The 20,512-nt window shown below is 38.5% G+C and carries 16 protein-coding genes; 9 read left to right on the top strand and 7 right to left on the bottom strand.

All coding sequences use genetic code 11. The features are described 5' to 3' along the window. Window positions 1-59 precede the first annotated feature (59 nt). On the bottom strand, window positions 60-1,340 hold the full coding sequence (locus AC27JL_RS05695; protein WP_243534102.1) for a flavohemoglobin expression-modulating QEGLA motif protein: 1,281 nt from the start codon (window positions 1,338-1,340) through the stop codon (window positions 60-62). A 145-nt stretch (window positions 1,341-1,485) separates the two neighbouring features. Here AC27JL_RS05695 and AC27JL_RS05690 point away from each other — a divergent pair, with 145 nt between their 5' ends. The 7 genes from AC27JL_RS05690 (at window position 1,486) to AC27JL_RS05660 (ending at window position 8,334) form a co-directional block, all read left to right on the top strand. Then, window positions 1,486-1,743 carry a DUF3081 domain-containing protein gene (locus AC27JL_RS05690; RefSeq protein ID WP_006791765.1) on the top strand — a complete coding sequence of 86 codons (258 nt, stop codon included), beginning with the start codon at window positions 1,486-1,488 and terminating at the stop codon, window positions 1,741-1,743. Then, window positions 1,743-2,048 (top strand): hypothetical protein, encoded by a 306-nt coding sequence (locus AC27JL_RS05685; protein WP_243534100.1) that lies wholly within the window; start codon window positions 1,743-1,745, stop codon window positions 2,046-2,048. Before AC27JL_RS05690 ends, AC27JL_RS05685 begins: the two co-directional genes overlap by 1 nt. A 492-nt stretch (window positions 2,049-2,540) precedes the next feature. Continuing rightward, complete coding sequence (betI, locus tag AC27JL_RS05680) at window positions 2,541-3,116, top strand: transcriptional regulator BetI (protein ID WP_008127893.1); 576 nt, start codon at window positions 2,541-2,543, stop codon at window positions 3,114-3,116. 1 nt (window position 3,117) lies between these two features. Further along, window positions 3,118-4,581, top strand: a complete 1,464-nt coding sequence (gene betB / locus AC27JL_RS05675; RefSeq protein WP_138739677.1) for a betaine-aldehyde dehydrogenase — start codon at window positions 3,118-3,120, stop codon at window positions 4,579-4,581. An 11-nt stretch (window positions 4,582-4,592) separates the two neighbouring features. Next, window positions 4,593-6,260 carry a choline dehydrogenase gene (gene betA, locus AC27JL_RS05670; protein ID WP_487195052.1) on the top strand — a complete coding sequence of 556 codons (1,668 nt, stop codon included), beginning with the start codon at window positions 4,593-4,595 and terminating at the stop codon, window positions 6,258-6,260. 145 nt (window positions 6,261-6,405) lie between these two features. Beyond that, entirely contained in the window at window positions 6,406-7,623 is a 1,218-nt protein-coding gene (locus AC27JL_RS05665) for a BCCT family transporter (RefSeq protein ID WP_008127897.1), read from the top strand. 9 nt (window positions 7,624-7,632) lie between these two features. Then, window positions 7,633-8,334 (top strand): TorF family putative porin, encoded by a 702-nt coding sequence (locus AC27JL_RS05660; protein ID WP_039037422.1) that lies wholly within the window; start codon window positions 7,633-7,635, stop codon window positions 8,332-8,334. Window positions 8,335-8,409: 75 nt separating this feature from the next. Here AC27JL_RS05660 and AC27JL_RS05655 read toward each other — a convergent pair whose 3' ends face one another. From AC27JL_RS05655 to fdxA, 5 genes are all read right to left on the bottom strand, one after another. Continuing rightward, on the bottom strand, window positions 8,410-10,332 hold the full coding sequence (locus tag AC27JL_RS05655) for a putative bifunctional diguanylate cyclase/phosphodiesterase (RefSeq protein WP_487195051.1): 1,923 nt from the start codon (window positions 10,330-10,332) through the stop codon (window positions 8,410-8,412). Window positions 10,333-10,425: 93 nt separating this feature from the next. After that, on the bottom strand, window positions 10,426-12,333 hold the full coding sequence (locus AC27JL_RS05650; RefSeq protein ID WP_487195050.1) for a putative bifunctional diguanylate cyclase/phosphodiesterase: 1,908 nt from the start codon (window positions 12,331-12,333) through the stop codon (window positions 10,426-10,428). Window positions 12,334-12,562: 229 nt separating this feature from the next. Then, window positions 12,563-13,021, bottom strand: a complete 459-nt coding sequence (locus AC27JL_RS05645; protein ID WP_004586456.1) for an Sbal_3080 family lipoprotein — start codon at window positions 13,019-13,021, stop codon at window positions 12,563-12,565. A gap of 21 nt (window positions 13,022-13,042) precedes the next feature. Then, a complete protein-coding gene (locus tag AC27JL_RS05640; protein WP_487195049.1) occupies window positions 13,043-15,286 on the bottom strand; it encodes a carbohydrate binding family 9 domain-containing protein in 2,244 nt (747 codons plus the stop codon). A gap of 146 nt (window positions 15,287-15,432) precedes the next feature. After that, a complete protein-coding gene (fdxA, locus tag AC27JL_RS05635; protein ID WP_006791755.1) occupies window positions 15,433-15,756 on the bottom strand; it encodes a ferredoxin FdxA in 324 nt (107 codons plus the stop codon). A 192-nt stretch (window positions 15,757-15,948) separates the two neighbouring features. Here fdxA and AC27JL_RS05630 point away from each other — a divergent pair, with 192 nt between their 5' ends. Beyond that, on the top strand, window positions 15,949-17,556 hold the full coding sequence (locus AC27JL_RS05630; RefSeq protein ID WP_008127910.1) for an NAD(P)/FAD-dependent oxidoreductase: 1,608 nt from the start codon (window positions 15,949-15,951) through the stop codon (window positions 17,554-17,556). A gap of 89 nt (window positions 17,557-17,645) precedes the next feature. Beyond that, entirely contained in the window at window positions 17,646-19,142 is a 1,497-nt protein-coding gene (locus AC27JL_RS05625; protein WP_487195048.1) for an amidase family protein, read from the top strand. Window positions 19,143-19,175: 33 nt separating this feature from the next. Here the strand turns inward: AC27JL_RS05625 and AC27JL_RS05620 are convergent, their stop codons facing one another. Continuing rightward, window positions 19,176-20,477 (bottom strand): DEAD/DEAH box helicase, encoded by a 1,302-nt coding sequence (locus tag AC27JL_RS05620; protein ID WP_006791752.1) that lies wholly within the window; start codon window positions 20,475-20,477, stop codon window positions 19,176-19,178. Window positions 20,478-20,512: the final 35 nt, after the last annotated feature.

The raw sequence follows: 20,512 nt of genomic DNA, 5'->3' as shown, positions 1-20,512 counted from the left end.
AAGCCCTTACGGGCTTTTTTTATGCTCACGAACTTAAGCATGCAGATAAAATACCTACATCATAAAAACAAGGGTTTATAGTCGTTTTCTAGTTGTTCAAAAGATAAGTCACCAATAAAGCGCCCAAAACTCAACCATGTTGCTAGTCCGCGTAAATCTTTAAAATGCGGGGGAACAAACTTAGGGCTTTCAATCACACCTAAATCATGAAGCTGGGAAATTAATCTAAAATCATCAATAGACAACTTACCGACTAATAACAACGGTAACTGATCGATTCGCCCTAACTGAATTGCCACACGTATTAAGTTATACACTAAAACAAAGCCTTTTATGTAGGCAATGTCTTTAGTAAACGGTAATCCTGTTGCTGTGCTGCCTCTAAATACACGCTGAGCCAACGTATAACTATCGTCTTTAGATATTCCTTGAGCTACGTAATCTCTATATATGTCTACAAACTCAGCCCCATCTATCACCTTGGTAACCGCTTGAATACGGTTAACTAATTTTGATAAGCGCCTAGGGGTAGATTTTAAAGTAATAATTTCAGTTAATACTGCTAAGCCCTCTTGTGTTACTGTTGAGCTTGGTGTGCCCTTACTTAAACAGGTTAAATAAGGTTGGGCTAAACCATTTTGAGTCGTGCCCACATGAATCCACCCTTCATGTACTTCTAATATATCTAATTCACGTTGTGAAAATTTAACATCTTGGTTTAGCTTTATATTGTTAGCACCTGCTGCTGCGTCGCTTACAATCCCATCGCTCAACATAACCTCTACATTTATACCTGGCATACTACTATTAACTTGCTCTGATAAAATTCGCACCGCGTCGCTAGCATCTATATTTTTAGGATCATCGGGTAAAATGTCGGCCATTAATAAATTTTGCAGTGGTTGCTCTAGCATATTCGCAAGCTCGGAGAGTGAAGGCTCACACGCATGGAATAAATCTTTAGGATGACCAAAAAGCTCAACTGATAAATCATGAAATTCAGGAGTACCTCGGTACTCCAACATACTTAATACCGTTTTATATTCGCCACACATTTTACCCATATATTGAGAAATGGGGTTTAACTGACCTAACTGGTTAATAATGTTTCGGTGTAATGTTGAAAACGCTTGACGCAACTCGCTAGGCACAAAGCCTAAATCGCGCTGTTGGTAGTATGCACGATCTATTAGAGGGTTTTTTTGACACTTTTGCCTAAAAAATTCCTCTTTGATCTGTTTATCCCAATTTATTGCATCAAGAATTCGAATAGGTGTTTGAAGTGCAATTAGTTGGTCTGATAACTCACGAGTTTTAAGCAGTAACGCCTTGTCTATCATGGTGAAAGCTCAATAAAAAATGAACCATGAGCATAATTTATAAACAGTAAATCGCCAAGTATTATCAATCAATTTTATCTGTTGTTTTAAGCTGATCGACCCTCATATCTAATACGTATTGAATCTTAAATTAAAGGTGTGATATATGAAAAATGAACTCGACAATAAACAAATACTTGCCGTGTACGAGCGAATACAAAAACGCGGAGAAACGAACGATGAAGGTAAGCATTATCAAGGTGTTACTGCATTTTCAGATATAGATGGATACACAATTTATTTACAAGGTAGTGGCGTACTATTACGCTTTGGGTTTCATAATACTTATCATCTTGATTACGAGCACGATAAACATAAAGATGATTTCTTAAAAAAATTACACAATATTGCTAACGAGGAATAATGTATCCAAGAAAAGTAAGAAAGCGCAGCGACAGCAAGCTCAATACTGCCTTTATTAATCAGGTAATAGCTGCGCTTAAATCAGATCCATCTAAACTCGCCGTCATTCAAAAAAACCTTGAACAATACAGAAGCCAACGCCATTTAAAACGGGGGTTTTTACTCGCAATAGAACGCTTTGACTGGGTATTTGAGGCAAGTGATGATGTTAATTTTATTTGTGAACAAATATTATCTGACGACTATATTGGAAATCGCCTAAGACGTTACCCCCTTCTATTCAAAGGCGTGATTAGCGAACAATAATAGCTATTATTTATACTAAGTAACATCTACACAAGCCAGATAAAAAGCCTCAGGTAATTTCCAAATTAGCGTGGTTAATATTATTTAGCCAGAGCTAGTTCCCTTTCTGTGCCCATAGTAATACTAACCTTCCTTAAGTTATTAGTGCACTAAGTAATTGTTGTGTTTGTGCTCACTTGGATTAAAAAAATACTATTAGTACTCTAATTATTACCACTCAAATAAATTTATTCATCTTTTATTTGATAACAAGGAGTAAAGATATAATTACACTCTTAAGTATTTCCAAAACAACATCTAAACCACTGTTTTAAATAGTAATTAACCATCTATTTCATCTATTTGCTTAAGCACTTCTCCTGTTGGTTTTATTAATAATTCATCTACATTTTAGTATCTGACTATTTACTTCACCCTTGAATTGTTAGAGCTATTACCTTAAGCTTATCTTTATTGAACGTTCAATTAATAAAAATTATGCCTAAAGTTGGAATGGAACCTGTCAGGCGTCAACAGTTAATTGACGCAACAATTGAGTCAGTGGCGATGCGTGGATTACAAGCAACCACTATTAACAGCATCAGTAAAAATGCAGGTTTATCGTCAGGCATTATTAGTCATTACTTTGGTGGTAAGCAGGGTTTAATAGAAGCAACTGTTCGTTATTTGCTTTCTAATCTTAAAAAAGACCTTATTGAAAAAGTGTGCAACAACACCAGCGCTACACAGCGCCTTATGTTTATTGTTGAAGCTAACTTTGCGCTTGTACAACAGCGCAGTGATACAACCAAAACTTGGTTGAGCTTTTGGGCGCAATCAATGCACGATGACGAACTCCACCGACTGCAAAATGTAAACAGTAAACGCTTGCAAAGTAATTTAGCATTCTCATTTAAGCAATTAATGCCTATTGAGCAAGCAAAACAAGCTGCTGAACTTAGCGCCGCTATGATTGATGGCCTATGGTTGAGAGCAGTATTGAGTAAATCAGACAAAAACCAGTTTAAACACAGTGAAACTCTAGCAAAAAGCTATGTAAATTCACTCATCAAGCAATATGGAGCCTAGCGTGAGCACACCAGTCTATCAAAATTTTATTAATGGCCATTTTCTTGCTAACCAAAGCGGTGAAACTTTTGATGTAACTAACCCTGCAACAGGTGAAGTTATTTACAGTGTCGAAGTTGCCGATGAATTTGTTCAAAACGCAGCCATTGAAAGTGCAAAGCAAGGTTTTGCACAGTGGTCTAAAATGACACCTATTGAACGCAGCCGTATTTTATTAAACGCTGTGGCAATACTTCGCGAACGTAACGATGAGCTTGCCTTAATAGAAGTGCTTGATACCGGTAAGCCAATGCAAGAAGCAAACTGTGTTGATATAGAAACCGGCGCCGATGTAATTGAATACTTTGCAGGCCTAGCCCCTGCGCAAGTAGGCCAACAACAAATGGTAGGCGAAGACTTTTACTATACACGTAAAGAGCCATTAGGGATTTGTGCCGGTATTGGTGCGTGGAACTACCCGCTACAAATAGCATGTTGGAAATCAGGCCCAGCCCTTGCTGCTGGCAACGCATTTATATTTAAACCATCTGAAGAAACGCCACTAGGCGCTATTAAACTTGCCGAAATTTTTGTAGAAGCGGGCGTACCTGCTGGCGTATTTAATGTAGTACAAGGTGCGGGTGATGTAGGGCAATGGTTAACTGCACATAGTGAGATTGACAAAGTGTCGTTCACTGGCGAAGTAGGCACAGGTAAAAAGGTAGTCGCAAGTGCTTCAGGTACATTAAAAGACGTAACCATGGAGCTTGGCGGTAAGTCGCCGCTTGTTGTGTTTGATGATGCAAATATAGAGCAAGCAGTAAGCGCAGCCATGCTAGGTAACTTTTATACCCAAGGCGAAATTTGCACTAACTGTACACGTATTTACGTTCATAAAAATATATATCAGCAATTTATTGATGAGCTTAAAACGCGAACAGAGAAAAATATTATTGCGGGCGACCCGCAAGATTTAAACACTAACTTTGGTGCGCTAATCTCTAAAAAGCATCAAGACTTAGTGATGAGTTATGTCAATAAAGGGATTGAAGAAGGCGCAACACTGCTTACCGGTGGTTCAACGCTTTCACCTGAATCTGCGCCTAATGGCTACTTTGTTGCACCTACCGTGTTTATTGATTGCAACGATGAAATGACTATCGTTAAAGAAGAAATATTTGGCCCAGTAATGAGCGTACTTGTTTTTGAAGACGAAGACGACGTAATTGCACGGGCTAATGGTACTCACCTAGGCCTAGCTGCGGGCGTATTTACAAGCGATATTAAACGCGCACACCGTGTTATTCATCAATTAGAAGCGGGTATTTGTTGGATTAATGCCTATGGTAACTCACCTGCTGAAATGCCTGTTGGTGGTTATAAGCAATCTGGTATTGGCCGTGAAAATGGCATAGAAACACTTGATCATTACACGCAAACTAAGTCTATTTATGTTGGTATGGCCGACATAGAAAGCCCATTTTAAGGCGCCCTACTATGAGTAATCATTACGACTATATTATTGTTGGTGCGGGATCTGCGGGTTGTGTTTTAGCTAACCGATTATCTGAAGATTCAAGCAACAAAGTGTTACTACTAGAAACCGGTGGCAGTGATAAAAGTATTTTTATAAAAATGCCAACGGCGCTGTCTATTCCTATGAATACCGACAAGTACGCATGGCAATTTCATACTCAACCAGAACCGTATTTAGATAACCGAAAAATGCATTGCCCTCGCGGTAAGGTACTTGGGGGCTCGTCGTCGATTAATGGCATGGTGTATGTACGCGGCCACGCAAAAGATTTTGATGAGTGGCAACAGCACGGTGCTAATGGTTGGGATTACCAATCGTGTTTACCGTATTTTCAAAAAGCGGAAAGCTTTTACCTTGGTGAAAACGCATATCGAGGTGGCAATGGCCCACTTGGCGTTAATAACGGTAACGAAATGCAAAACCCTTTGTACACCACGTTTATAAAAGCAGGTGTAGAAGCCGGTTACGCTAGTACAGACGATTATAACGCGTCACAGCAAGAAGGCTTTGGCCAAATGCACATGACCGTTAAAAACGGTGTACGCAGCTCGGCTTCTCGTGAATATTTAGACCCTGTAAAATCACGTAGTAATTTAACAGTCATTACTGGCGCACTTGCTCAAAAAGTTATTCTAGACGGTAAAAAAGCCACAGGCATTGAGTACAAAGTAAACGATAATGTTCAAACAGCACATGCAGCAAAAGAGGTTGTTTTAAGTGCAGGCCCTATTGGCTCTCCGCATATATTACAGCTATCTGGTATTGGCGATAAAGACATCCTTGAAAAAGCAGGCGTTGAAGTTAAACACCACTTACCGGGTGTGGGTCAAAATTTACAGGACCATCTTGAATTTTACTTTCAATACAAATGTAAGCAGCCAATTACACTAAACGGAAAATTGGGTCTTATTTCCAAGGGCATGATCGGCGCTAAATGGTTACTTACTCGAAAAGGTTTAGGCGCTACTAACCACTTTGAGTCATGTGCATTTATCCGCTCAAAGCCTGGAGTTGAATGGCCTGATATTCAGTATCACTTTTTACCAGCGGCTATGCGATACGATGGGCGTAGTGCATTTGCAGGTCATGGTTTTCAAGTTCACGTAGGTCATAACAAACCAAAAAGCCGTGGCAGCGTTACTATTCAATCAGCTAACCCTGAGCAACCGCCACAAATTTTGTTTAATTACTTACAGCACAAAGACGACATTGAAGGCTTTAGAGCCTGTGTGCGTTTGACTCGCGACATTATTGAGCAAAGTGCCTTTGATGATTACCGTGATGAAGAAATTCAACCAGGTAAACACATTCAAACCGACGAAGAAATAGATGCCTTTGTACGCCAAGCCGTAGAAAGTGCTTACCACCCTTCTTGCTCATGCAAAATGGGTGAAGACGAAATGGCCGTAGTTAATTCAAATACCCAAGTACATGGTATTGAAGGCTTACGTGTTGTTGACTCTTCTATTTTTCCAACGGTTCCTAACGGAAACCTTAATGCGCCTACGATTATGGTTGCAGAAAAAGCGGCTGACATCATTTTAGGAAATGTGGCATTACAAAAAGCAAATGCTGATGTTGCTATGACTCAAAATTGGCAAGAAACACAGCGTGAAGCAAAAATTTAATCAGCTACTTATAGGGTTAGCCTCGTCAGACTAACCCTATAAGCCTTGCAGTGGCGAACAACATAAATTGGTTATGTTGTAATAATGCAAGATTGAACAATAAAAAACGGAGTGCTTATGAATAACTCACTATTGGAGGGTAGCAATGACCATTTGGCTTAATGCTGGTATTATTTTTACCCTACTTGCAATTACAATCATTTTATTAAAATGGGGTAATGTACGTGTTGTTGGTGTTACACCAGTTAAAACACTTACTTTTATAGCAATACTCTTTACCTCAGGCCTTGATGTTGGCCTTATAATGTTTCCTTTAACTGAGTTTGCAGGTTATGCAGACATAAAAGCAAGCCCAGAATACGCGTTTGCAAATCCACTGGCCATTGAGTTTGGTTACTGGGGCTTTTTAATCTGGGGATTTTACTTTCTTACGTGCTTTTATTTCTGTGTAATAGAACCTAAAGTTAAATTTTTCGAAATTCCTTGGGTTAAATTTATCAATAATGTAGTAATTATTGGTACGTGTGCTTTTACCGCATACCTTTTACTTTCAAACCTTCCGTGGTATTTACCTGAAATTGGTGATGGTTCAAGTGTCGTTTCTGAGTTTTACTTAATTGTATTTGCAGCAATTTGTTTTGCGGTATATTCAAGTACAGATATTAAGTACGTACGATTTTTAAGTATTTCTACAACTTGGTTATTCATAGCACTAATTGGGTTTATGTGGGCTGGTGCCTTTGTATTGGGTGACAGTCAAATGTCAGCATTCACAGATAACTTAGCCTCTATCGGCACATACTTTGCCAACATAAATGAATTTGTTTTACCGCTTAACGATTACCATGAGTTTTACCTATTTTGGTGGTTTGCTTGGAGTATTATGATTGGACAGTTTACTTCTCGTTTTGTTGGCGGGTTAAAAACTTACCAAGTACTTGGCGCTATGTTGATTTTCCCTTCAATACCAATCGCAATTTGGTTCAGCGTACTTTACCACTATCATGAAGCGGGCATTCCAACGCAAGGCATTAAAAACTTTGCGATGGTATTTGTAGGTATTGTGTTTGTAATTAATTCACTTGATTCGTTAGTGCGTTTATACACAGATAATTTAAACATCACTGTAAAACGCTTTGGTAAAGCGAAGTATATGATTGGAAACATACTTGCTCTTTCATTATTAACATTATTGTTCAAGCTAGAGTTTTTACAAATACAGTGGGTAGGCGCATTGGTGATTGCCTTGTTTTTCCTATGTGCTGGCTTCATTGGCTATAGCAAATTTAAAACCGTTAATAGTATTGATAGCTCACCAAAAGCAAACAAGATTGACTACACTAAAATTGAGACACAAAGTTAGGGATTTATAATGAACAACAAACTAAAACAACTTGCAGTAGCATTGCCACTAGCACTTTTATCAACAACGGCAGCTGCAGACTGGTCAACAACTATTACAGCAGCATCAGATTACACTTTTAATGGTGTAAGCCAAACAGATAACGACCCTGCATTACAAGCAAGTTTAGATTATGCTTTTGATAATGGCGTGTATGCCGGTGTATGGGCGTCAAACGTTGACTTTGGTGACGATACTGATTTTGAACTAGATGGCTATGTTGGTCGCTATGTACAATTAAACGACAAGTTTAGCGTTGACTACGGTATTGCATACTACACATACCAAGGTAATAACAGTGATGGAAATTACCCAGAGGTTTACACTAAATTTGGTTACGCAAGTGACTACGGCCAAACAGAGCTTAACTTTTGGTACAGCTGGGATTATTTTGGAACAAGTGCGGGCCATGTAGTTTCAATGATTGCTCATACTTATGAACTTGCACCAAATCATGCAATACGTGCAAGTTTTGATATCTCTAATTCACTTGACGGTGAAAAATGGGCTTGGGATGTAAACCAAAAGAAATCGTATAATCACTACCGTCTTGCTTATCAAACAAGTTACGAAGGTTTTGGTATTGAAGTAGCAGCTGAAAATACTAGCCTTGACTACGATTACGCCGATGAGCGCATCGTGTTAGCAATTTCAAGAACATTTGATTTATAAAGATTAATTAATTTTAACTCTGTACATAAATTTAGCGAACCACAACCCAGGTTCGTTAAACTGAAAAAAGCCTCTTTATGAGGCTTTTTTATTGTTTAAATATTCAATTAATGCGCTTGAGGTCAGCGGTCTTGAAAAGTAATACCCTTGCAAATGCGTTACGCCAAGTTGAGTAAGCTTTTTGCACTGCAAAGGTGTTTCAACCCCTTCAGCAATAACATTAAAATTAAGCGAACTTGCCATTTGCACTACTGCGTTAACAATGCTTAAGCCTCTTTCATCCTCATCTTGAACAAAACTTTTATCTACTTTTACAATATCTACACCAACATCAAGCATACTTGATAAAGAAGAGTAACCGGTTCCAAAATCATCTATTGAAATTCTAACACCCAACTCTTGTAATGATTTAACCACATACAAAAATGTATGCTTATCGTTTGCAAATACAGATTCAGTTACTTCTAAATGAAGCTTATGAGCAGGAAAATTTAAATCCGCCAAAATGCTTTTAACCTTACTGGCAAACTCTATCTCCTTAAGCTGCATTACAGATACATTAATACTGACTGATAAATCTGGAGTTGATTTTTGAAAAGTAAGTGCTTGTTGGCATGCCGTTTCGAGTACCCAAAAACCTATTTTTGAAATTAACCCATACTGCTCAGCAATAGGTATAAACTCGTCAGGAGGAATGTTTTCTCCTTTCAATTGCCAACGTATAAGCGCCTCAATCGCATAAATATCATGTGTTTTAGAGTCAATAATTGGCTGGTATACTAACGAAAAACAATTGTTATTGAGCGCTGTTAAAAGCTCTTCGCTAAGCAGGCGCTTTCTTTCTAATTCTGAACGAAGCGACTCGCTAAAAAAACTTATTTGCCCACGATTCATTCTCTTTTGATGATACATTGCCATATCGGCATTTAAAATTAAGGCATCCAGACCTCTACCATGCTCTGGGTAAAGTGCAATACCTATGGTTGCCCCTACCCGTGCACCATGCTCTGTTTCTGGATGATCCTGCGTAATTGCATCAATAATTTCTTTAGCAAAATCGTAAGTATTTTCTTTGCATACAAAATCACTTAAAATTAAAAACTCATCGCCACCCCAGCGGCACTTTTGCTGATTATGAGCACACACGTCAGAAATACGTTTCGCTGTTCTTCTTAAAACATTATCGCCTACCTTGTGACCCATCACGTCATTTATATTCTTAAACCCATCTAGGTCTATAAAAAATAGCGCAAAAGGTGGATCTGGATAATGCTTAATTCTCTTTTTTGCATCATTTAAAAATGCATTTCGATTTAATAATTGAGTTAGCGAATCAGAGTTTGATAAATGCATTATTTCTTTAGTACGCGCGTCAACTCTTAGCTCCATTCTTTCTAGCAAATCGCTGTTTTGATTTTTTAAATGTATTGCCTGTTGTGTAAATGCAGATGCTTTATTTAGAGTTAACAAGGTAATTGAGCCATAGCCAATACCCAAAAAGCCGAGTACGTTTTCGTAATAGTCTTCAGACATTATTAGTACTAAAGCGTAGGGAAATAACAGAATAAAAGCATAAGCAAAACAGGTCAGCTTATGTGCTGACAAAACATTGGCAGAGCCACCACCAAGAGCGGATAATATAATTATGATACTTGTGGCTTCTAGGGGGGCAAAAGAAGTGTGAAAATACAAGGCATAACTGCACCATATAATGGCAGTTATAATAACCCCTGTTGAAAACTTTAGTAGGTCTAATTGGGTAGCCGTTTTGTTTGTTTTTAAAAATAGACGAATATCTAAAAAACGGATCCCCAAAGCAAGCAGCATAATAAGCCACCAAACTAGCTTGTCGTTATAGCTTAACAATCCGCCTTTATTAAAACTAAAAGCAATACATGCGCTGGCAAATAAAGAGACGAGTAAACCTGAATAAGCGTTCTCGTAAAGCAATCTAACGGTATCATTAAGGTTTTCTTTGATTAGGGAGCTTCGATGCATATTATCTAAGCCTTTACATTCGTTTTTATTATTAGTTTAACTAAAGCTATGCCTTAATTAAAAAATTGTCCAGTAAACGCCCTAGCAACACATTTATTTAGAAATTTCCCAGGCGCTAGAGCCAGATGCAGATAAATTAGCGTTATTATTACGTAACACTTTATTTCCTACATTAATTGACGACTCAGGTCGACTGACTAAATAACCTTGAACTGAGCTCACACCTAATTTTTTCACAAGCTCAAACTGGGCGATTTCTTCAACGCCTTCTGCGACAATTTTAAGCCCCAATCTTTGCCCAAGCTCACTAATTGTATTGAGTATGTCGTTATATTTTTTGCTTTTGTTAGCTTGTGCAATAAACGAGCGATCTATTTTTATAACATCGATGGGTAAATCTGCTAGCGTACTTAAAGAGCTAAACCCGGTACCAAAATCGTCTATAGCAATAGTTACACCGTCTTCTCTTAGCTTGCTCAACTCATCAATAATTCTAGAGCTTGCCTGAATAAAGGTAGACTCTGTTACTTCAAGCATTAAAGACGTTGCCGGTAACCCCGTACTTTTGAGGATTTTTGTGATCCAATCGTATATATCACGATGTTTTAACTGAATACCGGAAATATTCACTGATATTTTTACTTTACGCATACCTGCATTGTGCCAAGCAGCCATTTGTCTGCATGACTCAAGCATAATCCAATCACCTAACTCTAATATTAAATTTGATTCTTCAGCAATAGGAATAAATTCAGCGGGAGAGATCATACCTTCAACGGGGTGATTCCATCGAGTGAGCGCTTCAAAATAGTCAATCATGCAATCTTCTACATGCACAATTGGCTGAAAAGACAAATAAAAGTCTTTGCATGCAATGGCTAAACGAAGCTCTTCAAGTAAGTAATGATAGCGACGCATTTTATTACCCATTTCTGGAGAATAAACTTTAAAAATACCTTTACCATCACTTTTAGCACGATACATTGCTACATCAGCCAGTTGTAATAGTGCTTGTGGTGTAGATGCGCTTTCTGGATAAGTAGCAATACCAATGCTTGCACTAATTTTTACAATCTTATTGCCAAGCACAAAGTCTTTTTCAAGCTCACTAAGGACTTGTTTGGCTATGTCGACTACTTTGTCACTTTCGTCCAACGATTCAATAAATATAGAGAATTCATCACCGCCTAAACGCGATAAATTTTGTTCTAACTGGTTTGCAGAATTGATATTACTCAACTTATGGTGACGCAACACATTAGCTAATCGCGTGGCAACTTGCACCAGTATTTCGTCGCCAAAACTATGACCGAATGAATCATTTACTTTCTTAAACCCATCTAAATCTATAAACAATAATGCACAATTGAGTTCTTTTTGACCGGTTTGATTTATGTGCCTTCCAATATGCTCAATGTAGGCATGTCTATCGATGAGTTGTGTTAATTTATCTTGGCATATGCTTGTTTGTGTTTGCTTTAAATAATTAGCGACATGAGTATTTAAATTGTTTATTGACTGGCTTAAATTGCCAAGCCCTGACGGGTTGTCATGTTGGGGTTGTAGGTTAAAGGCTACAAGCAATTGATTAGCGTTGTTATTTAGCTGTGCAATTTGATGCTGATAAGAGATTTTTTTACGCTCTTTACGAATAATTGTAAAGCCAACAAACAATACCATACACACCAATATAAAGTTTATTGGCGACGTTAACGTCATTAAAATAAGCTTTGTTGAGTTTGCAGCGATAAATTCCGTGTCGGTAGTTTTAACTAACAAAAAATCGGCAGAAGGCTGGTGTATTAAATAGTGCCCATTGAGCATAGGGTTATACCAAGGCGCCATTTCGAGCGTTGTATCTACAATATCAAAGTGGCGCAAATCTATGTCAGGGTTGAATAAATTAATGCGGTTAATTTGGTTTGTTAGTTCGATGTTTAAACAAAAGCAAAATAAGATAAATACAAAAAAAATGCTGCCTAAGGGTTTAAATTTATTCATCAACAAAATCCATCTAAATTACTTATCCTATAAACCCGTTACTAAAGGACGATTATATCGTCTATTTTTAGTACTAAGCAAGCCATAGCACAGCCCTTATTCATTAAAATTTTTAGAACTGTACTCAAAAAGAATAAATTAATGCTTAATAATTAGCTAATTATAGAGTGTGATGAATAAAAATAAACCTTAAGCTTAAAATGTTTGAATAAACTAATATTACAAGTATTTAGTACATACCATCGATTAGTTCGATAATTTTTTCTTTCGCGTCTATAAACTTATCCAAACCACCGCCGGTGCGATAAGATGCTTGCGCAATTTTTTTATTGGTTTGAGCGTCTGTAACCCAAATATTTGCGTATGACATGTACAACGCTAAATCCCAATGCCAGTTAGCCACGTAATAAGCAACGGCATTACACCCTGCGATGTCAGCATTAGGTAATTCAGTTTGATACTCCTGATGTTTCAATACATAGTTAGCAGCAATTACACGTGTTTTGACGTTATGTTTTGCAAACCCTTCTTCCATTGCTGTGACAACGCCTTCTTTAACTGCCTTATGTTCAGCTATACATACTACTTCTGGTTTCACAGTGTCAAAGCGAGTTATATCTTGCTTAGCAGCACAACCCGCTAGGGTTGCTACCATTGCAGCTGCGATAGTTATTTTTATTGTTTTCATATTCATCCTTTTAATGGTTATTTAAAGTTGCCATGCATAGCTAACTTTTGTAAAAAATGTGCGTTGATCTCTTTCAACGTGTTTTAGGGAATCGTCTTGATAGCTTTTATCTGAGTAGCCTAAATAAAATAATGTTTGAGCATTAATTTTGTACGAGTAAACTAATTGGCTGCCATAGTCTTTATTAATGTGGCTAACTTGGTAGTAGTAGGCGTCTTTATTTCTGTCTATATCTTCAACCTGTAAAATCAGCTTTAACATTGATCGCATATTAAATTTATAATGCAGTCTAAAGTCGACTAAATTAGCTGTGTAAACGCGGTCATCTCGTGGGTTATCTAACTTACTATAACTGTGTCTTATATCCACTTGCCAATGATCGTTTATATCCCAAACTGCTTGCGTTTGTGTATTAATTACATCGCCAAGCTCTAAATTTGTATAGTCAATACGGCTTGCATATTCTAAGTAAAACGATAAGTTCAAGTCTTTTGTCGGATTAAGCGAAGTGTAAAGATAACCTATATTCTGATTGTAAAATTCATCGTAATAACTTTCTTTACGATGGATAAAACCAATATTAAATAAAGACTGCTTTTGCCCCTTAAAACTTAAAAAGCCTTCGTATTCTTCCTCAAGCAAGTCACCACTTTGCGACCAGGTTTTATCCCAATCAGCTTCATAAGACCATGACGTAATTAAATCTAACTCATCTCGATACCACGTTTGACCGCCACCAATTAGCACTTTTTCATAATCAACTTTTGCTTGGTATCCTAAATCGGTGCGATAATCCTCACCAATATTTTCATAAAATGTGTAAAGTTTATAGTCTCGCTTGTCACGCGTTAACTCAATTGCGTATGCCTGATCAGATTGCGTTTTGGATAGTCCATAGTTATCAACCAAAAAGTCAGAATTTCGTGTGTCAGCTGACGAAACTTGATAAAGCAATGTATCTGACTGATTAAACCAATAACTGCCATCAACTGATAGTACCGTATTACGATAATTATCGCTTTGTCGGTGTGTACTTGAAACACCCAACGTTCCTTGATCACCTAAGTCATATTGATAACGACCGACTGCTGCCTGTGTTTTTTCATTTAATGAAGCAAAACCAGAGCCTTGATTTGAAGGTAGTAGAATATTACTGTTTTCATCATCAGCTAACATAAGTGCATAGCTATGCCCATCCGTTTTACCGGTTAACTTAGCGCCTAAAGTTGGCTCTGCAATGGTTCGGGTGTATAAAAGCTCAAATAAGCTACTTTTAAAATATGAGGCACCATCTAAAAAGAAAGGTCTTTTTTCTGCATAATAGATTGAGTAGGTTGTATTCACATCAAGCTCTAGAGAATCAGTCTCTACCTGCGAAAAATCAGGATTAATAGTCGCATTTAATACCGCGTCTTTTGTTATTCCCCAGCGAAAATCTAAACCGGCTTCAGTATCTATGTTACCGTTCTCCCAGTCACCGGGAAGTTGCGCTTTATCATCGTGACGTAGCGCTGTAAGCGTTGGGGTAAGTTGTACATTTTTACTTGATTCAATTTCACTTAAGCCCGTTAACTTATCGAACTGGCAAAGGCTACATTTGACATCGCGGTCGAACCCCATGTTAGATATTTGATAGAGCACGTCCCGTGGGTAGTTCCTCATTAACAAAAAACCCCACGTTAAGTCTTTTTTATCTTCTGGAAAACGCAATGCCTTAAAAGGAATACGCATTTCAACTACATAACCTTCATCGGTAATTTTTCCGGCACTATCCCAAATTGCATTCCACGACGGATCAGACTGCCAACCATCGGTATCGCTCATGCGTAAATCGCCTTGTGCACCTAACGGGTTAACAAAAAACTCATAGCCTGAGCGCTCATCATTAAAGGTATCTATTACGAGTATGGCAGTGTCGTCTTGCCAAAGGGTATCTCGGTCACGAAGTGAAGCACGTATTTGATCTGGCTCCGGATCGTAAGCAATAAAACCAACATACAAATTTGTGCCATCTTCGTACATGTAGGCATCGGTTTTTACCGGAGGCGTGCCTCTTTCATTAGGCTCATCTTGAACGAGTAAAGGAACATAGGTCGCTTTTTTCCAATGCGCTTCATCAAGTACGCCATCAACACTGATATTTTGATTGATTCGTGCTAGCGATACCTGCTCTTTTTCTGCAAATACACAGAAGCTATTAAATAGGAGAAAAAAGGATAAAAGTAAAAGCGTGAGTGGTTTTTTTATAGTTATAAAGTACTGCATAAACATCCATTTAGAACAACTTTACCCAATATGAGTAATTTCTAAGCCGGAGTGTAATTTAAGCAGCTACATTTGTTAATACCTTGCAAACAAAATTTCGCTAAATATTAAATAATTAATAATAAAGGATTATTTTAATTGCACTGTTAGGTGTCGAGTAGCTTTAGCTTATTCTCAACTCCATTCCATGTGTCAGCATCATCTGGGGCAGATTTGACTTGGGTAATGCGTGGCCAAATTAAGGCAAGCTCTGCATTAAGTTCCGTGAACTCTTTTTGAGAGTCGGGTAGCTCATCTTCTTGATAAATTGCTTCAGCTGGGCATTCCGGTACACATAACCCACAATCAATACAATCAATTGGGCTAATTGCTAAAAAATTAGGGCCTTCAAAAAATGCATCTGCAGGACACACTGATACGCAATCGGTGTACTTACATTTTATGCAATTTTCAGTAACTACAAACGCCATAAATTTTTTGAACCATAAAGCTAATTTAATAGTTCGCGATCATACCCTTTCACCTCAAAAATACAATAAATAACTGCCATAATTAGCCAATTTAACGTAGTATATGCGCCCTTAATGTAAAGCCAATTCGTGCCCTACACTTTCTTATTGTGAGCGGATATACAACCGCTAAGACACCAAATAGAGATATTAATGATACGTTTAACTGAAATAAAATTGCCACTTGATCATGATGAAAATGCTATTGGCCAAGCCATTATCAACAAACTAAAAATACAACCAGAACAATTACACAGTTATAACGTATTTAAACGTGGCTACGACGCGCGCAAAAAAACAGCCATATTACTCATTTACACCCTTGATATAGAAGTTGATAACGAAACTGAGCTTTTAGCCACATTTGCAAAAGATCAACATGTTAAAACAGCGCCCGACACATCCTATAAATTTGTAGCTCAAGCAAATAAAAACATCACAGAGCGCCCCGTTGTTATAGGTTTTGGCCCCTGTGGTTTATTTGCAGGCTTAGTACTTGCACAAATGGGGTTTAATCCAATTATTGTTGAACGTGGTAAAGAAGTACGAGAGCGTACCAAAGACACCTTTGGCTTTTGGCGTAAAAAAGCACTAAACACCGAATCAAATGTGCAGTTTGGTGAAGGCGGCGCGGGTACATTCTCAGATGGCAAATTATATAGCCAAGTAAAAGACCCTAAGCATTATGGTCGTAAAGTTATTACCGAATTTGTTGAAGCAGGCGCACCTGAAGAAATTTTGTATGTAAGTAAGCCTCACATTGGTACGTTTAAACTTGTGACAATGATTGAAAAAATGCGCGCTCGTATTATAGAGTTAGGTGGTGAAATTCGCTTTAGTACCCGTGTAGATGATATTCACTTAGATGACGGTCAAGTAACAGGCTTAACCCTTTCTAACGGTGAACACCTTGAAACACGTCACGTTGTTCTTGCCGTTGGGCACAGCGCACGCGATACCTTTAAAATGATTCACGAAAAAGGCATTTATGTAGAAGCCAAGCCCTTTTCAGTTGGCTTTAGAATAGAACACAAGCAATCAATGATTGACGAGTGTCGCTTTGGACCAAATGCTGGCAACCCAATTTTAGGCTCTGCCGACTACAAGCTCGTGCATCATTGTAATAACGGACGCACTGTATATAGCTTTTGCATGTGCCCTGGTGGCACTGTCGTTGCGGCAACATCTGAAGAAGGCCGAGTTGTTACCAATGGTATGAGCCAATATTCACGCAGTGAGCGCAATGCAAATAGTGCTATTGTTGTGGGTATTTCACCTGAAAAAGATTTCCCAGGCCATCCTTTAGCGGGTATTGAGTTGCAGCGCAAATTAGAGGAGCAAGCTTACAAGCTAGGCGGCGAAAACTATGATGCACCAGCCCAGCTTATCGGCGACTTTTTAAAAGGCAAATCTTCTGCTGATTTAGGCGATGTTAAACCCTCTTACACACCAGGAATTAAGTTAACTGACTTAGGTAACGTATTGCCTGCGTTTGCTATTGAAGCATTACGTGAGGCTATTCCTGCTTTTAATAAGCAAATACGTGGGTTTTCTACTAATGATGGATTACTAACGGGTGTTGAAACGCGCACGTCATCACCCATTAGTATAAAACGTGATAGAAGCTTTCAGAGCATTAACACCAAAGGACTCTACCCTGCAGGTGAAGGCGCAGGCTACGCTGGCGGTATATTATCAGCGGGTATTGATGGCATTAAAGCAGCCGAAGCTGTTGCGCTTTCAATGCTTGAAAACGCTTAAACGCGCTATTTAGTTAATTATCGTAAAGCCTCACATTATGGGGCTTTTTTGTGTTAAAAGTAACCAAACAATTATTTGTGTACTTTTTTATGATAAAAAAATTATTGGGATTATTAACCTGGATTGTTGCTTTTAACACTTCAGCACTCGAGCTAAAAACAATAGATGAGATCCACTCAGCGTATAAAAATAATACAATTACCGCTCAACAACTTACTCAAGGCTATATTAAACGAATTAATCAGCTTAACCCTCAATTTAATGCCGTCATAAATATTGAACCTACAGCTGTTACGCAAGCAAAAAAAATTGATGAACTTAGTGCTCAAGGGCTGTGGGCTGGACCTCTTCATGGAATACCCGTACTTTTAAAAGATAACATAGAAACCACTGGATCATTACCAACAACAGCTGGCTCTTTAGCTCTTAAAAATAATATAACTAATAACGATGCATTTGTTGTTAAGCAGTTAAGAAATGCGGGCGCTATTATTTTAGGCAAAACCAATTTAAGTGAGTGGGCAAATTTTAGATCGTCTTACTCATCGTCTGGATGGAGTGCAGTTGGCGGGCAAACACACAATGCTCATGATACGACTCGTAATCCCTGTGGTTCGAGCTCAGGGTCAGCGGTTGCCATCGCACTTAACTTTGCCCCTGTTGCCCTTGGAACAGAAACCGATGGTTCTATCACCTGCCCCGCTTCTGTAAATGGCGTTTATGCTATAAAACCAAGCATGGGCCAGGTATCGCGCTCTGGTGTAGTGCCACTTTCTAGTAGCCAAGACAGTGTTGGTCCAATGGCACACTCATTAAAAGATGCCCGCCTAGTATTATCTGTGTTACAAGGACGCGATCCGCTTGATACTTCAACGCAGAGTTTTGAATTGCAAACACTGCCTAAAATTACAAAGTCATCATTAGTTATTGGTGCGTTGCCCAGTGAAAAGTTTACAGTGGAGACTCAGCGTTTATACAAAAAACAGCTCTCAGCGCTCAAAAAGGCAGGTCATACAGTAGTCAATATTGATATATCTGATGATCTAGCTACGCTTTTTTTCGATGAGTATTACATATTACTTTATGATTTTAATAAAGAAATAAACCAGTACTTAGCAAATACTCCTGACCAAGTAAAGATAAAAAGTTTAAGTGCATTGATTGATTTTAATAAACAAAACAAAGCAGCAGAAATGCCCCACTTTGGGCAAGATATTTTAATACAAGCCAGTGCTGTCGACTTAACACAAACAGACAAATACCAAAAAACTAAACACCGTTACCGCACACTGGCCACAGCTGCAATTACTAATTTATACAAAAATAATAATGTGGATGTTGTCATTGCCCCAACAACATCACCTGCATGGAAAACAGACTTAGTAAATGGTGATAACTTTCAAGGCAGTAGTAGTTCTTTATCAGCAATTGCCGGCACAACTCATATTACTCTTCCTGCTGGTCAAGTTAGTGGACTACCTGTTGGGTTATCTATTATTGCAAATAAAAACCAGCCACAGGCAGCTTACACACATGCTCAAATAATCGACGAAGCCTTTATTTCCACCATAAAAAAACCTGAGTAAAAACTCAGGTTTTATTAATTCTTATATGAGTTGTTATTTTTTAAGTGACAACTTTGCACCTTTTAAGCTTTTACGCACATTAGATATACGCGAACGGTTTACCGCGCGAGCTTCGCCCGTTGCTTGCCCTGATAACTTATTAGAACGAGTACGGCGTAAGTGAGCCGGCTTTTTACCTATTTTATCAATAAGCACTTCGCGGTTACTCACTTCATAGCCTTCAAGGTAAACACGCTTAATTTTTTGACCAATTAATGCTTCGATTTCAAATAATGTATTTTCTTCTTCACGGCTTACAAACGATATTGCTTGGCCTTGATTACCAGCACGGCCTGTTCGGCCAATACGGTGAACGTAATCTTCAGCAAGCCATGGTAAGTCAATATTAATTACACGCGGTAATCCATCAATATCAATACCACGCGCAGCAACTTCAGTGGCCACTAGCACGCGTACCTTACCTTCTTTAAATTCACGTAAAGCACGGCGTCGGTTACCTTGTGACTTATCGCCATGGCAAACGGTTGCAGGAATGCCATCGAGATTTAATTCTTTAACTAGCTCATCCGCTGTGTCTTTCATATTTACAAACACAAGTACTTGCTGCCAGTTCTTTTTACCAATCAGCTCAGAAAGAAGTTCTTGTTTGCGGCGCTCTTCCACTGGGTATACAACGTGCTGTACAGTAGATGCGGTACTGTTAGTTTGGTCAACACGCACAATTTCAGGTTGCTTAAGTACCTTAGAAGCAAATTGTTTAATAGCTGCAGGGAATGTAGCCGAAAATAATAAAATTTGACGGTCATCAGCACAGCTTTTAATCACAGTTTGCATATCTGTGATAAAGCCCATATCAAGCATACGGTCGGCTTCATCAAGTACTAGGTGTTTTACATTGGCCAAGCTTAAGTTACCTAGGCGAATGTGATCGAGTAAACGACCCGGAGTTGCGACTACGATATCAACGCCTGCTTTTAATGCGTTTTCTTGGCCTGCGGTATTCACTCCACCAAATAAACTCACTACTTTTAGTGAGGTATGCTTTGCATATTCTTTACAGTTATTGGCTATTTGCTCTGCTAATTCACGTGTAGGCGCTAAAACCAAAGCAGTAGGTGCATTGGTTGTGCTTAAGTCTGACTCAATTAATTTTTGGATAACAGGTAAAGCAAACGCGGCAGTTTTACCGGTACCAGTTTGTGCACTGGCTAAAACGTCTTTACCTTTACGAACAGCTGGAATTGCTGCGCGTTGAATGGGCGTAAGAGTGTGATAGTTGAGTTCGTCTAATGCCTGGATGATTTCAGGTGCGAAACTAAAAGATTTAAAATTCATGCTGTATAACCTACGGCCACATTATCAAGGGTCGC

The organism is Pseudoalteromonas sp. 4NS20-0020 (assembly GCF_057554385.1).
Note: the sequence above shows the minus strand (reverse complement) of the source record. Positions and strands in the feature narration are given on the sequence as shown.

Coding starts and splice junctions, on each gene's coding strand:
- AC27JL_RS05695 (WP_243534102.1), bottom strand. CDS start 1,340: ATGATAGACAAGGCGTTACTGCTTAAAACTCGTGAGTTATCAGACCAA.
- AC27JL_RS05690 (WP_006791765.1), top strand. CDS start 1,486: ATGAAAAATGAACTCGACAATAAACAAATACTTGCCGTGTACGAGCGA.
- AC27JL_RS05685 (WP_243534100.1), top strand. CDS start 1,743: ATGTATCCAAGAAAAGTAAGAAAGCGCAGCGACAGCAAGCTCAATACT.
- betI (WP_008127893.1), top strand. CDS start 2,541: ATGGAACCTGTCAGGCGTCAACAGTTAATTGACGCAACAATTGAGTCA.
- betA (WP_487195052.1), top strand. CDS start 4,593: ATGAGTAATCATTACGACTATATTATTGTTGGTGCGGGATCTGCGGGT.
- AC27JL_RS05665 (WP_008127897.1), top strand. CDS start 6,406: ATGACCATTTGGCTTAATGCTGGTATTATTTTTACCCTACTTGCAATT.
- AC27JL_RS05660 (WP_039037422.1), top strand. CDS start 7,633: ATGAACAACAAACTAAAACAACTTGCAGTAGCATTGCCACTAGCACTT.
- AC27JL_RS05655 (WP_487195051.1), bottom strand. CDS start 10,332: ATGCATCGAAGCTCCCTAATCAAAGAAAACCTTAATGATACCGTTAGA.
- AC27JL_RS05650 (WP_487195050.1), bottom strand. CDS start 12,333: ATGAATAAATTTAAACCCTTAGGCAGCATTTTTTTTGTATTTATCTTA.
- AC27JL_RS05645 (WP_004586456.1), bottom strand. CDS start 13,021: ATGAAAACAATAAAAATAACTATCGCAGCTGCAATGGTAGCAACCCTA.
- AC27JL_RS05640 (WP_487195049.1), bottom strand. CDS start 15,286: ATGCAGTACTTTATAACTATAAAAAAACCACTCACGCTTTTACTTTTA.
- fdxA (WP_006791755.1), bottom strand. CDS start 15,756: ATGGCGTTTGTAGTTACTGAAAATTGCATAAAATGTAAGTACACCGAT.
- AC27JL_RS05630 (WP_008127910.1), top strand. CDS start 15,949: ATGATACGTTTAACTGAAATAAAATTGCCACTTGATCATGATGAAAAT.
- AC27JL_RS05625 (WP_487195048.1), top strand. CDS start 17,646: ATGATAAAAAAATTATTGGGATTATTAACCTGGATTGTTGCTTTTAAC.
- AC27JL_RS05620 (WP_006791752.1), bottom strand. CDS start 20,477: ATGAATTTTAAATCTTTTAGTTTCGCACCTGAAATCATCCAGGCATTA.